Genomic DNA, 12938 nt, shown 5'->3' with positions numbered 1-12938 from the left:
TCCCCGCCCATGAGCACTGCACCCGCCGCTGAAGCCGCCCGTCGGCGCACCTTCGCCATCATCAGCCACCCCGACGCCGGCAAGACGACCCTGACGGAAAACATCCTGCTGGCCGGCGGGGCGATCCGGGCCGCCGGCGCCGTGCGTGCGCGCGGCGAAAACCGTCGCACCCGGTCGGACTGGATGAAGATCGAGCGCGAGCGCGGGATCTCGGTCAGCGCCTCGGTGATGACGTTCGATCACGACGGCAAGATGTTCAACCTCTTGGACACGCCGGGCCACGAGGACTTCTCGGAAGACACCTACCGCACCCTGACCGCCGCCGACGCGGCGATCATGGTGCTGGACGCCGCCAAGGGCATCGAGCCCCAGACCCTGAAGCTGTTCGAGGTCTGTCGCCTGCGCGACATCCCGATCATCACCTTCATCAACAAGATGGACCGCGAGGCCCAGGACCCGATCGAGCTGCTGGACGAGATCGCCTCCAAGCTGGCGCTGGATCCGGCGCCGCTTTACTGGCCGGCGGGGTCGGGCGGTCGCTTCAAGGGCATGCTGGACATGCGCGAGGGGATCTTCATCCCCTACGCCAAGCGGACCGGCGGTTCGGGCGACGACGAGGGCCATCCCGAGCCGGTCGCCTTCGACGGCAATTCGATCAACCAGTTCCTGGAAGACGCCGGGAAGGCCGAGCTGGAAGAGCAGGCCGAACTGGTCGGCGGCGGCTATCCGACCTTCGAGGTGCAGTCGTTCCTGGAAGGCCACATGACGCCGGTGTTCTTCGGCTCGGCCCTGCGCCACTTCGGCGTCAAGGAGCTGCTCGCCGGCATCGGCGCCTACGCCCCGTCGCCCAAGGCCATGAAGGCCGAAAAGAACGGTGAGCCGACCAGCGTCGAGCCCGGCGACAAGGAGGTCTCGGGCTTTGTGTTCAAGGTCCAGGCGAACATGGACCCCAACCATCGCGACCGCATCGCCATGCTGCGCCTGACCAGCGGCCGCTTCACGCGCGGCATGAAGTTGAAGGCCCAGAACACCGGCAAGGCCATGAGCGTCAATGCGCCGATCATGTTCTTCGCCTCTGACCGCGAACTGGCCGAGGACGCCTTCGCCGGCGACGTGATCGGCATTCCGAACCACGGCGTGCTGCGGGTGGGCGACAGCCTGTCCGAAAGCGGTACGCTGCGCTTCGCCGGCCTGCCCAACTTCGCGCCGGAAATCCTGCGCCGCGTGCGGGTGAAGGATCCCTTGAAGGCCAAGCACCTGAAGAAGGCGCTGGAAGGCCTGGCCGAAGAGGGCGTCACCCAGCTGTTCCGTCCGATGATCGGCAGCGACTTCATCGTCGGGGCCGTCGGTCAGCTGCAGTTCGAGGTCATGGCCGATCGCCTGTCCAACGAGTACCAGCTGGACGTGATCTTCGAGAATAGCCCGTTCGCCGAGGCCCGCTGGCTGGTCGGCGAGCGCGCCGCCGTCGAGGACTTCGTCGACAAGCACAAGTCGGCCATGGGCCAGGACATCGACGAAGCGCCGGTGTTCCTGGGCAAGAGCGCCTGGGAGATCGGCTACGTCGCCGACAAGTACCCGAAGGTGCGGTTCGAGCGAACCAAGGAACGGGCGTAGGAGAGGCGGCTGGCGGCTCTTTGCTTGGAGCCCTGGCGCTGCGGGTAGCGGTCGCCGCGAAGCGGCGGTTCGGATGGGCGACTGAGGGTGTAAGTCGGACAGGCCGCAGGCCTCCACCGGACCATGCTTTGCATGGTCGTCCGCCCCCATAGGGGGCAGAAGGTGCGCTCCCTTCTTCCCCCTATGGGGGCGGAGCGCCGAAGGCGCGGAGGGGGCGAGTATGGGTCGGGAACAGAAATCCGACCAACGCCGGAAACGAGATGTTGGCGCCTCAAACTCCGCAGAGGCGCCGCCAATCTCGCCTTGTCGACCGGCGCCTACACCGCCACGTAACCGTCGAGTTGCGCGAGTTGAACGTGGTCGGCTTCTGCGAGAGGCGGGCCATCCATCACCGCCTTGAAGGCTGTCTTGAACGCCGCCATTTCCTCGGGCGTGCCCACCGAGACGCGCACGGCGTTGGGCCAGATCGGCCAGGTGCGGCCGATCAGGACGTTCTTGGCCTTCATGGCCGCCATCACGCTCCGGCCGTTGCGGCCGGTGTCGATCATGAAGCAGTTGGTCTGCGGATCGCCGATGACCTTGTAGCCATTGGACTTCAGCCAGGCGATCGTGTCGCGCCGCGTATCGCCGATGATCTTGCGGCGCTCGGGAACCAGCTGGGGATCCTCCAGCGAGGCGCGGGCGGCGGCCGAGCCGGTGATCGGCATGGCGTTCTGGCCAAACGGCTTGAGCTTGGCCAAGAGGTCCGGACGCCCCGCCGCAAAGCCGCAACGGATGCCGGCCATGCCGTAGATCTTCGAGAAGGTCCGCAGCACGATCAGGTCCTTGCCCTGGGCGACGAGGTCCAGGGTGTCGGGCTCGTCGGTCAGGTGGATATAGGCTTCGTCCACCAGCAGGATCGACCCTGCCGGCTTGTTCTCCAGCGCCCAGACGATGTCCTGCTTGGTCGTCACCGTGCCGGTCGGGTTGTTGGGGTTGCAGATATAGATGACGCCGGGCTGGGCGTCGGCGGCGACCATCGCCTTGACGTCGTGAGCGTAGTCCTTGGTCAGCGGCGTCTTGATGATCTTGGCCTGGCTGGTCCTGGCCGCGAACATACCCGCCTCGTAGGACGGATCGGCGGTGACGAAGCTCTTGGTCGGCGAGGTGAAGGCCAGCACGCTGTAGTGCAGGGGCTCGGACGAGCCGGCGTAGACCGCGATGAACTCCGGCTTGAGGCCGCTCTGCGCGGCGATGGTCTTGGTCAGGCGCTCGGTTTCGCCGGTCAGGTCATAGCGCCCGCCCAGCGGCGCCACCCGCGCGATGGCGTCGCAGGCCGCCTTGCTGGGGCCGAGCGGATTTTCGTTGGCGTTGATCAGCACCATGCTCGAGGGCGGCGCGGTGGGGCCCTGGCCATGGAGCGCCATGCCTGATGGCGGCGTGGCGGTCTGGGCCGCGTGCGCCAGACTCGCCTCGGTCATGATCGGCGCCGCCGTAGCCAGGAAGGCCGCGCTGCGCAGGAAGGCGCGCCGCGCCAGCGCGCGTTCGTTGGACATTTCGTTGGCCATGGTCTTGCTCCCCCTTCAATCGATGGCGCTAGGACGCGCCTATGCCGGGCGGCGTGCAAGGGCTCCTCGGCGAGGAAATCGCGCGGCGCCCAAGGTGCGGGCAGGGACGGGCTTGCCTTGGCTGCGTCGGCGCGAAATGAGTGCGGCTAGGACCGCTTCAGGACACCCACCATGCCCGCTCCCCTGGCCATCGGCCTGGTCGCCCATGACGACAAGAAAACCGCGCTGGTCGAGTGGATCGTGGCGCACCAGGGCTTTCTGAAGGACAAGGCCTTGTTCGCAACCGGCACGACCGGCGGCCGAATCCTGGAGGCGCTGCCCGACCTGAACCTTATGCGACTGAAGAGCGGTCCGCTGGGCGGCGACCAGCAACTGGGCGCGATGATCGCGGAGGGGCGGCTGGACGCGCTGATCTTCTTTGTCGATCCGCTATCGCCTCAGCCGCACGACGTCGACATCAAGGCGCTGATCCGCTTGGCGACGCTGTACGACATCCCCTTCGCCTGCAACGCCGCTACGGCCGATCTGATTGTGGCCGGCTACGAGGCGACTAGCTAGGCCGGGAACTTCATCAGGTTCGGCTTGGGGATCGCGGCCTTGAAGCTGCCGCGCGACTTGGCCGTATCCAGCCCAAACTCCGCCCAGGCCGAGAGGAAGCCGCTGGTCGCCTCGCCCGGCGAAGACGGGACGAGATCCAGGACGGGGCGTGAGGCGACGGCGGCGCGCGCGGCGGCCCAGGCCTCCGGCTCCGCCGTGGCGTAGGCGCCGTCGGTGGCGACCAGTTGGCCCGCCAGGTCCGGATCGAGGAACCGCAGAGTGACCCGAGCCTCGGCCGGAAGGTCGGCGAGGCTTTCCAGCGCCTCGGTCAGAGCGGTGAGGCTCATCTTGGCGCCGCTGGTGCGGCGCTCGCCGCCCGCCGCGCCCTTGATCGCCGCAGCGCCGGTCTCGCCGTCCATCTTCCGGACATAAGCCCATCCGCCGTAGCCCGGGTCGGCGCGGCAGAGGCTGGCGATCCACACGGTGACAGAGGCCATGTCGGGCTCCGAAGTCGACGATTCCTCTGTCTTCTAACCTGCTTCGCACCGTTGAGGGGAGGGTCGATGGGAACGAACGGTAAACCCTGGCTTAAAACTTAGGGTTAACGTCATCTTCAGTTCGGTGAACAAAGTTCTAGGAGGGTGAGCCTGCCTGCGGTCTTTGCTGTATTGGAATAAGCAAGAACCGTGCCAATTCAATACAACTTCGCCCAATATGGGTGGAATTTTGATCAAGGTGTAAAAAAAGAGAAAATATTTATGGTTAACGCGCGCTAAACACTTCTTAACGGCTTGTTAATTTCGCTGGCTCCGGTTTTGCTGCTCAGGCGTTGAACCTTCTCTGGGCTGTCCCGGGGTGGGACGATCCGTAAGCGGAGTGCGCGAGGCGATGTTCGAGTTCGGGCGAGATCTGAAGCGGTTGTTCGGCGTCGACGCCGAGGGCGGCTTCAAGGCGACGTGGCGCGAAGGGCTGACCGGCGGGGACACCTCCCTGCTGGAGCTGCTGGACGTGCGTCTTCTGGCCAACGAGGCGCGTTCGGCCGACGTTGTGGCCGGACGCATCGGCGCCAAGGATCGCGGCGCGCGCTTGCTGGAAGCCGCCGTCGTCTGGCGCGAGCTGGCCCGTCGCACGGGCGACGCCGCCGCTTTGCGCAAGGGCGCCGCCCAGGCCGAGGCCGCCGCCAAGCTCTTCGAGACCGAACGGCGACAGGACGCCCTGGCCGCCGCCCGCTGCGAGCAGGCCGTACTGGCGGTGTTGGGCGCGGACCTGTTTGGCGACGAGGGTTTGGTGGCTGCGGCGTCGGCGACCTTGGCCCGCACGCCCGCTCACAATCGCACCGCCCAATGCGGCGCGCTGGCCGCCGGGCTGGAAGGCCGCGCGGCGCTGTCGGAGAACAATGTCGATCGCGCCCTGGATGCGGTGCAGGCGTTCGAGGCGCCGCTGCGGACGCTCGCGTCCGCCAAGCGCGTAAAAGGCGGCTCGGCGCGCCTGCTGCTGGCCGAGCAGCGCGCGGCGCGGGTTGAGCTGATCCTGTCGTGCGCCGAACGCCGCAAGGACCGGGCCCTGGCCGAGCAGGCCGCGAACGAGGCCGAGGCGGCGGCCGCGGCGCTTGATCCGGATTTCGAGCCGCTGGCCTGGGCGCGCCTGCAAGGGCTGCGAGGCGGCGCGCTGGTGCTGCTGGGCGAGTTGGATGGTGAGATCGCGCGGATCGCCGACGGCGTCGAGGCTCTGACCGAAGCGGTGGAGGCGGTTCCCGCCGATCACAGTCCCATGGACTGGGCGAGGGCCCAGGCCTCGTTGGGCGCGGCGCTGCAGGCGATGGGCGAGGCCTCGACCAGCGAGCGCGTCTTCGAGCAGGCGGTGATGGCCTACGACCGCGCGACCCAGGCGCTGAAGATCCAGCCGGCCTTGGCCCTGCGTGCGGTGGTGGCCAACAATCGCGCGCTGTGTCTGGCGCGCTGCGCGGAGCTGACCGCCGATCTGGCGGTGCTCGACGCCGCCGAGTTGGCCTTCAAGGCCGAGCTGGCGGCCGCGCCGGGCGGGCGCGACCCAGCCAGCTGGGCCGTCGCCCAGATGAACCTCGCTCGGCTTTACGAGGCTCGGGTGGAGATCACCGGCCGCGACGACGGGCGGCTGGCCCGCGCGGGCGCTGCCCTGGCCGGGGCGTTCGACGTCTTCTCCGAGCTTGGCCTGCGGTCGCTGACCGATCTGGCGGCACAGGGTCTGCAACGGCTCAAGCACGCCCAGGCCGTCTGATCCTAAACGGAACACAGGCGGCGAAAGGCCCGCCGATAAAAAGACCAGTACAGGGATGAACACGTGATCGCTTCGCTCGCTCTCGCCGCCGCCATCGTCGCCGACGCCGCTCCGGCCCAGGCCTCGACGGACCTGCTGAAGCCCGTGTCGGAGCCGCGCATCGCGGTGGCCGTACTCAACTGCCTGGTCAAGAATGACGGTCACCTCACCGCCTGCACCGTGCAGGACGAGAGCCCCAACGACCTGGGCGTTGGTCAAGCCGCTCTGTCGATGGCCTCTCAGTTCCAGGTCGACCTTTTGGGGCCCGACGGCAAGAGCCGCGCCGGCTCCTACATCCAGGTTCCGGTCCGCATCCGCATCCGCTGATCACGCTCTGACGGCGGTCGGGACACAGCGTCGTGGCCGCCGACAGCAGGGCTCAGCTCCGCAACCCCTAACGCCCTGTTAACCATATTCCGCGCATCTTGAAGCCTCGATTCCAGGCGGCCGGTCCGGCCGATTCCCACGAGGCTTTTGATGACGGGCGCCGAGGTTCTTGATGTCGGCCGGGACGCGATCTGGCTGACGCTTCAGCTCTGCGCGCCGGTGCTGATCGTCGGCCTTGTCGTCGGCGTCGCGATCGGCCTGTTCCAGGCCCTGACCCAGATACAGGAAGCCACGCTGGTCTATGCGCCCAAGATCGTGGCGATCTTCATCTCACTGCTGATCTTCCTGCCGCTGATGGGCTCGCTGATGAGCGGCTTCATGCGCCAGATCGCCGCTCGCATCGCCGGCATGTAGGAGGCGAGGGGCCCTTGAACGCCTTCGCCACGGCCTTTCAGGTCTATGTCGCCGCCCTCGTGTTCGCACGGGTGGGCGCCATGGTCATGACCATGCCGGGCATCGGCGACCAGTCCGTTCCCGCCCGTATCCGCCTGTCGTTCGCCCTGCTGATGGCGCTGATCCTCGCCCCCCTGGTGCAGGACACCGTCGGCCCGATCCCGACGACCCTGGGCGGACTGGGCGGTGCTGTGATCCATGAGGTCCTGATCGGCTTGATGGTCGGCTCGGTGCTGCGCCTGTTCATGACATCGCTGACGACGGCGGGCGAAATCATCTCGATGCAGACGACCCTCTCGTTCGCCCAGAGCACCAACCCGTCGATGCAGGGTTCGAGCACGGCGGTCGCGACGTTTCTGTCTATGCTGGGCCTGACGCTGGTGATGGCGACCGGCCTGCATCACCTGTTCATCGGCGCCATCGTGAAATCGTACACGATCTTCCCGTTCACCCGCGCCGTGCCGGTCAATGACGCGGCCGCCCTGGCGGTGCGGACGGTGGCGCAGTCGTTTTCCCTGGGCGTGCAGCTGGCCGCCCCGGTGATCGTGTTCTCTCTGGTCTTCAATCTCGCCACGGGCTTGGTCGGGCGTATCATGCCGGCCTTCCAGATCTTCTTCGTGGCCTCGCCGCTCAGCGTGATCCTGGGCCTGTCCCTGCTGGCGCTGTCGCTGGGCGGCATCGCCATGGTCTGGACCGACCGTTACCGCGAACTCTTGGACATCTTCGTCTAGGGGGCGCGCATGGCGGACGACACGGATCCAGAATCGAAAACAGAAGAGCCGTCAGCCAAGAAGCTGTCGGACGCCCGCGCCAAGGGCGATGTCATCAAGTCGGCCGATATCCCGCAGCTGGCCTCGCTGGCCGGGGCGGTGTCGGTGATCCTGTTGGCCGGCGGCTGGCTGACCCGCGACCTGATGGCGGCCCTGACGCCGTTCATCGCCCACGCCGGCACGATCGACCTGACCAGCGGCGGGGCCATGGTGGTGCTCAAGCAGGCGCTGATGGCCGCGCTGCCGCCGCTGGTGCTGGTGATGGTGGTCACCGCCTTCGCGGGCGCCGCAGCGCACATCGCTCAGACGGGCTTTCTGCTGACACCCGATAAGATCAAGCCCGACTTCAACAAGCTGGATCTGATCAAGGGGCTGGGGCGCATCTTCGGTCCCGACGGGATCGTTCAGTTCCTGAAGTCTGCGGTGAAGTTCCTGGTCACCGGCGTGATCGCCTATTTCGTGCTCAAGCCCCACGTCGGCGAGGTGCGGAACCTGGTCGGCATGGACCCGGCGGCCCTGATTCCCGAGGCGATGAAGCTCTCCAAGAGCCTGCTGATCGCGGTGATCCTGCTGCTCGTGGCCACGTCGGCCTTCGATTACTTCTGGCAACGGATACGGTTCATGAAGCGCATGCGCATGACGCTTCAGGAGGTCAAGGACGAGTTCAAGCAGTCCGACGGCGATCCGCATATCAAGGGCCGGCGCCGGCAGATCCAGATGCAGCGCTCGCGCCAGCGGATGATGCAGGCCGTGCCCAAGGCCACCGTCGTGGTCATGAACCCGACCCACTACGCCGTGGCGCTGAAGTACGAGCAGGGCGAGACGCCCGCGCCGCTCTGCGTGGCCAAGGGCGTCGACGAGCTGGCCCTGAAGATCCGCGCCATCGCCGAGGAGCATGGCGTGCCGGTCCTGGAAGACCCGCCGCTGGCCCGCGCCCTCTACGCGAGCGTCGAGGTTGACGAAGAAATCCCCGTCGAGCACTTCGAAGCCGTCGCCAAGGTCATCAGCTTCATCCTGAACGGCAAGAAGCCTCAATCCCGGGCGCGTCCTCTCTGAGCCACATTCTTGGGAAAACTGACCTAGCCTCTAGAAAAGGCTATTCTTTCTCCAATTGCGGGTGAGTCGCGGGCTCGCCGTAACCAAAGGTGCTACCCAGCCGATGGCCGACTTGCAGCTTCAGGACAAGGTTTCGACCGGCGCGCCGCGTCGGCGTTTCGATCCATGGCTGGTCGGCGCGGCGCTGTTTTTTGTGGTCGCTGCGGCCTTGTCGGCGGCGCCCGCCTTGAAGGCCGGTCCGACCACCCTGGCGGGCCTGCTGCTGCTTCTGGGCGTTTCGGGCGTCGTGGTGTTGGGCCTCGTGGCCATTCGCGGCTCGGCGCTTTCCGGCGGTGACGCCGATCAGGCCGAGGGCTTCATCGAGGCGCTTAGCGAGCCGGCCAGCCTCGCCGCCGCCGATGGCCGCGTCCTGGCCGCCAACGGGCCGTGGCGAGAGGTGATGGGCGAGCAGCGCCGGCTTCCCAAGGGCGTGGCCGGCTCCAGCCTATTCGCGGCCCTGGTCCAGGCGCGCAAGGGCGAGATGGCCGAGGGCGTGCTGAGCGCCGGAGGCGTCGATTACACGGCCAAGGTTTCGCGCCTGGCCGGCGGCCGGCTGTTGATCCGGCTGTCGCCCGTCGTCGTCGCCGAGACGGCCGCCGAAGACGCTTCGCCCGCGCCGGTGGCCGAACGCGCGGCCCCGCCGCCCAGCACGCTCGACGCCTTCGCCGGCGCTTCGCCGTTCGGCGCGGCCTTGTTGGAAGGCGTTGAGCCTTTCACCTCGCGTGTGCTCGAGACCAATCCGGCCCTCACCACGATGACCGGCGCCAAGCCTGGCGTCGTGTTCGGCGACCTGATCGACGCCGCTTCGCGCGCCGAGGCTGAGACGCGCCTGAACGAAGGGCGCGCGGGTCCCTATGAGGTGCGGCTGGCGCGCGATCCCGCCCGCATCGCCCATCTCTATCTATACCGCGCCGAAGGCCGCCTGGTGGCCTACATGATCGACGTGTCCGAGCAGAAGCAGATCGAGCTGCAACTGGCCCAGGCCCAGAAGATGCAGGCCATCGGTCAGTTGGCCGGCGGCGTGGCGCACGACTTCAACAACCTGCTCACCGCGATCCAATTGCGCCTGGACGAGCTGCTGCACCGCCACCCGGTCGGCGACCCGTCGTACGAGGGGCTGAACGAAATCCGCCAGACCGGCGTCCGCGCCGCCGATCTCGTGCGCAAGCTGCTGGCCTTCTCGCGTAAGCAGACCGTTCAGCGCGAGGTGCTGGACCTGGGCGAACTGATCAGCGAGTTCGAAGTCCTGCTGCGCCGTCTGTTGCGCGAAGACGTCAAGCTGATCACCGACTACGGCCGCGACCTGCCGCAGGTGCGCGCCGACAAGAGCCAGCTCGAGACGGCGGTGATGAATCTGGCGGTCAACGCGCGTGACGCCGTGCGTGCGGCCAAGGGCGGCGGCGTCGTGCGTATCCGCACCGCGCGCCTGACCCGTGACGAGGCCATCCAGCTCGGCTTCCCGGCCGCTGATGGCGACACCGCCTTTATCGAGGTCAGCGACGACGGTCCCGGCATTCCGCCCGACGTCATGGGCAAGATCTTCGACCCGTTCTTCACCACCAAGCCGGTGGGCGAGGGGACGGGTCTGGGCCTGGCCACCGTCTACGGCATCGTTAAGCAGAGCGATGGCTGGATCCACGTCCACAGCCGGCCCAACGAGGGCGCGGCGTTCCGCATCTTTCTGCCGGTCTACGAAGCGCCGGCCGGCGCCGTGGCCGCCGAAGTCGCCGCCGAGCCAGCCAAGCCGCGCGCCGCGCGCGACCTGTCGGGCGCCGGCCGAATCCTGTTCGTCGAGGACGAGGACGCCGTGCGCAGCGTCGCCGCCCGCCTGCTTCGCGCCCGGGGCTACGAGGTGCTGGAGGCCGCGGACGGCGAGGAGGCCCTGCTGATCGCCGAAGAGAACGCCGGCACGATCGACCTGTTGATCTCCGACGTGATCATGCCGGGGATTGACGGTCCGACCCTGTTGAAGAAGGCGCGCGGTTACCTTGGGACGGCGCCGGTGATGTTCATCTCCGGCTATGCCGAGGCCGAGTTCAGCGACCTGCTGGAAGGCGAGACGGGCGTGACCTTCCTGCCCAAGCCGATCGACATCAAGACCCTGGCCGAGCGCGTCAAGCAGCAGCTGCAAGCCGCTTGAGGCCCGCCGCGCTCCGGGAGTGACGGCGGAGCCTGGACCGTCAGGCCTTGGCTGGCAGGAACTTCGGATTGCGTACCAGCGCCGCGCTGACCAGAGCCACCAGCACCCCGACCGGGAAGATCTCTGCGAAGGTCATGGGCATTCGGAGCAGCGGGTTGGCGTAGCTGTGCTTCATCGCTTCCAGGTCTGCGGCCAGTTTGGCGTACTCGGCGCCGCTGAGACCGGCGGCCTTCTTCTGGGCCAGCGTGGCGGCGACATACTGCTCCATGAAGGCGTAGTCGGTCAGCGCCAGATAGACTTCCCAGATCGCGACATAGGCGAGGCCCGCCACCAGCGCCACGCCAAGACCGATCAGCAGCGCGGGCCAGAACCGGATGACGCCGCCCAGCGCCTTGTCGCGGTGCGACTTGACCGCCATCAGGATCGCGGACAGCCCGACCAGCATGATCAGATAGCCGAGCCAGACGTTGGAATGCGGCGCGCCGCCCTTGGAGAGCACGATGGTGGCGATCATGCCCAGGATGATGATCGCGCCCGACGCCAGGCCGTGGATGAGAATGGTGCGTTGCATGGAGTCCTCCTCCGCGCCGCCCCCTGCGACGCGCCCCGCAAGCTGTCTTGTTTCCCCGGGGAAACGGTATCGCCCAAAAGGGTGAGAACGACAGTTTCGCCCGATCGGGCGTCGGTCAACCCTACGGAATGAGCGACAGGTCCCGGGCCTTGCCGACCGCCTGGGTGCGACGGCTGACCTCCAGCTTGCCGTAGAGGTTCCCAACATGGGTCTTTACGGTGTTTGGCGAGAGGCCAAGGTCGCGGGCGATCTCCTTGTTGGAGCGGCCGGCCGCCAAACGTTCCAGGACCTTGATCTCCTGGCCTGTCAGGCCAAGGCTGGCCAGAGCCGCGTCATTGCGCTGAAACACCTCCGGGCGCGCGCGGGCGGCGAGCCGCCAGCCGACCCAGACGCCGCCGGCCGCGAACGCCGCGCCGATCAGCCCGACATAGACCTGCCAAGAGAAGGCCCGCACGACGAAGCCGTACTCCAGCCACTGCAGGGCGAAGGCGCTCAGCGCCAGGACCAGCGCCCAGAGAACGACCGTGCGGATCATGGGCGAAAGGGTGCTCGAACCGCGCGGCGCGTCAAGGCAGAGCCTTTTCCGACACGTGTGAAACGGTTATCGGGCCGAAAATGCTCTAACTTTTGAAAGCGATACGCGCCTTGGCCTCGGGCGGGGCGACCTGATCGAACAGGATTTGCAGGTGCTGGTCCTTGGCGTGGTCGTTGTGCAGTTCCCACGACAGCGACACCGGCAACCTTAGCCGGCTGCCTTCGGGCAGGCGGGCGATCAGCACGCGCCAGGAAAAGCCCTCCCCGGGATCGCCCAGCGGGTCCTTGAACTCGACCGGCGCCGGGTCGCGCAGGCGAAAGCGCCGTTCGGGATGGGCTTCGAACCAGGCGCGGTCCGCCTCGGCGGTGGGATCGGGGACGGCGACGAGCTTGGCGGTGACTTTGCGAACCATGCGCCGGCCATAGCACGTTTCGGCGCGCAAGCGTCAGACGGTCAGCGGCCGGACGACCGGCGTCGCTCCATCATCAGGATCGGCGAACCCTTGTACTGGGCGTGGGTCTTCAGCTGGAAGCCGACCTTTTCGGCTAGAGCGATCGAGGGCCTGTTCTCCACGTTGATGATGCATGGCACCACCTCGGGGGCCAGGGCCTGGTCGATCCAGGCCAGGCCCGCGCGCACCGCCTCGGTTCCAAAGCCCTGCCCATGCGACCAGGCCGCCAGCACCCATCCCATTTCGGGCAGGCCGTAGAGGCTGGGCTCAAGCTCGCGCCGCAGGTCGGCGAATCCGACCTCGCCGACATAGCGGCCCGTGGCGGTCTCGCGAACCGCCCAGTAGCCAAAGCCGAGCACTTCCCAAAGACCGCGTGCGCGCATCAGACGGGTCCAGCTTTCCTCTTCGGTGAAGGCGCGGCCGCCGACATGCTTGACGACCAGCGGGTCGGACCACATCGCGCGACTGTCCTCGAAGTCGGCGAGGGCGGGCGGAGCCAGGATCAGGCGAGCGGTGGTGAGGGTCGGGGCGGCCATCGGGACTCAGGGTTTGCGGTATGAACGCCGCGCAAGCTACACCGACTGGCCCGAACCGGAAGATCAT

The 12938-nt window shown here is 67.3% G+C and carries 14 protein-coding genes; 8 read left to right on the top strand and 6 right to left on the bottom strand.

Annotated features, from left to right (window positions below; genetic code table 11):
* Nucleotides 1-9 precede the first annotated feature (9 nt).
* A complete protein-coding gene (locus tag CSW63_RS17240) occupies nt 10-1614 on the top strand; it encodes a peptide chain release factor 3 (RefSeq protein WP_062099007.1) in 1605 nt (534 codons plus the stop codon).
* Between the two features lie 317 nt (nt 1615-1931).
* Here the strand turns inward: CSW63_RS17240 and CSW63_RS17235 are convergent, their stop codons facing one another.
* Complete coding sequence (locus CSW63_RS17235) at nt 1932-3161, bottom strand: pyridoxal phosphate-dependent aminotransferase (protein ID WP_062093441.1); 1230 nt, start codon at nt 3159-3161, stop codon at nt 1932-1934.
* Nucleotides 3162-3332: 171 nt separating this feature from the next.
* On the opposite strand from CSW63_RS17235, the gene CSW63_RS17230 reads away from it, so the two are divergent.
* On the top strand, nt 3333-3719 hold the full coding sequence (locus CSW63_RS17230; protein WP_062093442.1) for a methylglyoxal synthase: 387 nt from the start codon (nt 3333-3335) through the stop codon (nt 3717-3719).
* Here CSW63_RS17230 and CSW63_RS17225 read toward each other — a convergent pair.
* A complete protein-coding gene (locus CSW63_RS17225; protein WP_062093443.1) occupies nt 3716-4195 on the bottom strand; it encodes a hypothetical protein in 480 nt (159 codons plus the stop codon). The two genes, CSW63_RS17230 and CSW63_RS17225, sit on opposite strands and share 4 nt — an antisense overlap.
* Before the next feature lie 379 nt (nt 4196-4574).
* Here CSW63_RS17225 and CSW63_RS17220 point away from each other — a divergent pair, with 379 nt between their 5' ends.
* From CSW63_RS17220 to cckA, 6 genes are all read left to right on the top strand, one after another.
* On the top strand, nt 4575-5954 hold the full coding sequence (locus tag CSW63_RS17220; RefSeq protein WP_082749289.1) for a hypothetical protein: 1380 nt from the start codon (nt 4575-4577) through the stop codon (nt 5952-5954).
* Between the two features lie 63 nt (nt 5955-6017).
* The gene (locus CSW63_RS17215) at nt 6018-6320 is read left to right on the top strand and encodes a hypothetical protein (protein ID WP_062093444.1); all 303 of its coding nucleotides are present in this window, start codon (nt 6018-6020) and stop codon (nt 6318-6320) included.
* A 147-nt stretch (nt 6321-6467) separates the two neighbouring features.
* Nucleotides 6468-6734 carry a flagellar biosynthesis protein FliQ gene (gene fliQ / locus CSW63_RS17210; RefSeq protein ID WP_171012797.1) on the top strand — a complete coding sequence of 89 codons (267 nt, stop codon included), beginning with the start codon at nt 6468-6470 and terminating at the stop codon, nt 6732-6734.
* 14 nt (nt 6735-6748) lie between these two features.
* Nucleotides 6749-7504 carry a flagellar biosynthetic protein FliR gene (fliR, locus tag CSW63_RS17205; protein WP_062093446.1) on the top strand — a complete coding sequence of 252 codons (756 nt, stop codon included), beginning with the start codon at nt 6749-6751 and terminating at the stop codon, nt 7502-7504.
* A 9-nt stretch (nt 7505-7513) separates the two neighbouring features.
* Nucleotides 7514-8599, top strand: coding sequence for a flagellar biosynthesis protein FlhB (gene flhB, locus CSW63_RS17200; RefSeq protein ID WP_062093447.1), 1086 nt, complete (start codon nt 7514-7516; stop codon nt 8597-8599).
* Nucleotides 8600-8702: 103 nt separating this feature from the next.
* Nucleotides 8703-10778 carry a cell cycle histidine kinase CckA gene (gene cckA, locus CSW63_RS17195; protein ID WP_062093448.1) on the top strand — a complete coding sequence of 692 codons (2076 nt, stop codon included), beginning with the start codon at nt 8703-8705 and terminating at the stop codon, nt 10776-10778.
* 40 nt (nt 10779-10818) lie between these two features.
* Here cckA and CSW63_RS17190 read toward each other — a convergent pair whose 3' ends face one another.
* From CSW63_RS17190 to CSW63_RS17175, 4 genes are all read right to left on the bottom strand, one after another.
* Nucleotides 10819-11349 (bottom strand): DUF4199 domain-containing protein, encoded by a 531-nt coding sequence (locus tag CSW63_RS17190; RefSeq protein WP_062093449.1) that lies wholly within the window; start codon nt 11347-11349, stop codon nt 10819-10821.
* Between the two features lie 121 nt (nt 11350-11470).
* Nucleotides 11471-11884: a response regulator transcription factor gene (locus CSW63_RS17185; protein WP_062093450.1), complete on the bottom strand. Its 414-nt coding sequence runs from the start codon at nt 11882-11884 to the stop codon at nt 11471-11473.
* A gap of 85 nt (nt 11885-11969) precedes the next feature.
* Nucleotides 11970-12296, bottom strand: a complete 327-nt coding sequence (locus CSW63_RS17180; protein ID WP_062093451.1) for a hypothetical protein — start codon at nt 12294-12296, stop codon at nt 11970-11972.
* Nucleotides 12297-12337: 41 nt separating this feature from the next.
* On the bottom strand, nt 12338-12871 hold the full coding sequence (locus tag CSW63_RS17175; RefSeq protein WP_062093452.1) for a GNAT family N-acetyltransferase: 534 nt from the start codon (nt 12869-12871) through the stop codon (nt 12338-12340).
* Nucleotides 12872-12938 lie beyond the last annotated feature (67 nt).

Source organism: Caulobacter sp. FWC26, from assembly GCF_002742645.2.
Lineage (GTDB): Bacteria > Pseudomonadota > Alphaproteobacteria > Caulobacterales > Caulobacteraceae > Caulobacter.
Note: the sequence above shows the minus strand (reverse complement) of the source record. Positions and strands in the feature narration are given on the sequence as shown.

What these genes read in the sequence shown, in the direction of transcription:
- CSW63_RS17185 (WP_062093450.1), bottom strand. Translation starts at nt 11,884, where the DNA reads ATGATCCGCACGGTCGTTCTCTGGGCGCTGGTCCTGGCGCTGAGCGCC.
- CSW63_RS17180 (WP_062093451.1), bottom strand. Translation starts at nt 12,296, where the DNA reads ATGGTTCGCAAAGTCACCGCCAAGCTCGTCGCCGTCCCCGATCCCACC.
- CSW63_RS17230 (WP_062093442.1), top strand. Translation starts at nt 3,333, where the DNA reads ATGCCCGCTCCCCTGGCCATCGGCCTGGTCGCCCATGACGACAAGAAA.
- CSW63_RS17225 (WP_062093443.1), bottom strand. Translation starts at nt 4,195, where the DNA reads ATGGCCTCTGTCACCGTGTGGATCGCCAGCCTCTGCCGCGCCGACCCG.
- CSW63_RS17235 (WP_062093441.1), bottom strand. Translation starts at nt 3,161, where the DNA reads ATGGCCAACGAAATGTCCAACGAACGCGCGCTGGCGCGGCGCGCCTTC.
- CSW63_RS17240 (WP_062099007.1), top strand. Translation starts at nt 10, where the DNA reads ATGAGCACTGCACCCGCCGCTGAAGCCGCCCGTCGGCGCACCTTCGCC.
- CSW63_RS17190 (WP_062093449.1), bottom strand. Translation starts at nt 11,349, where the DNA reads ATGCAACGCACCATTCTCATCCACGGCCTGGCGTCGGGCGCGATCATC.
- flhB (WP_062093447.1), top strand. Translation starts at nt 7,514, where the DNA reads ATGGCGGACGACACGGATCCAGAATCGAAAACAGAAGAGCCGTCAGCC.
- cckA (WP_062093448.1), top strand. Translation starts at nt 8,703, where the DNA reads ATGGCCGACTTGCAGCTTCAGGACAAGGTTTCGACCGGCGCGCCGCGT.
- CSW63_RS17175 (WP_062093452.1), bottom strand. Translation starts at nt 12,871, where the DNA reads ATGGCCGCCCCGACCCTCACCACCGCTCGCCTGATCCTGGCTCCGCCC.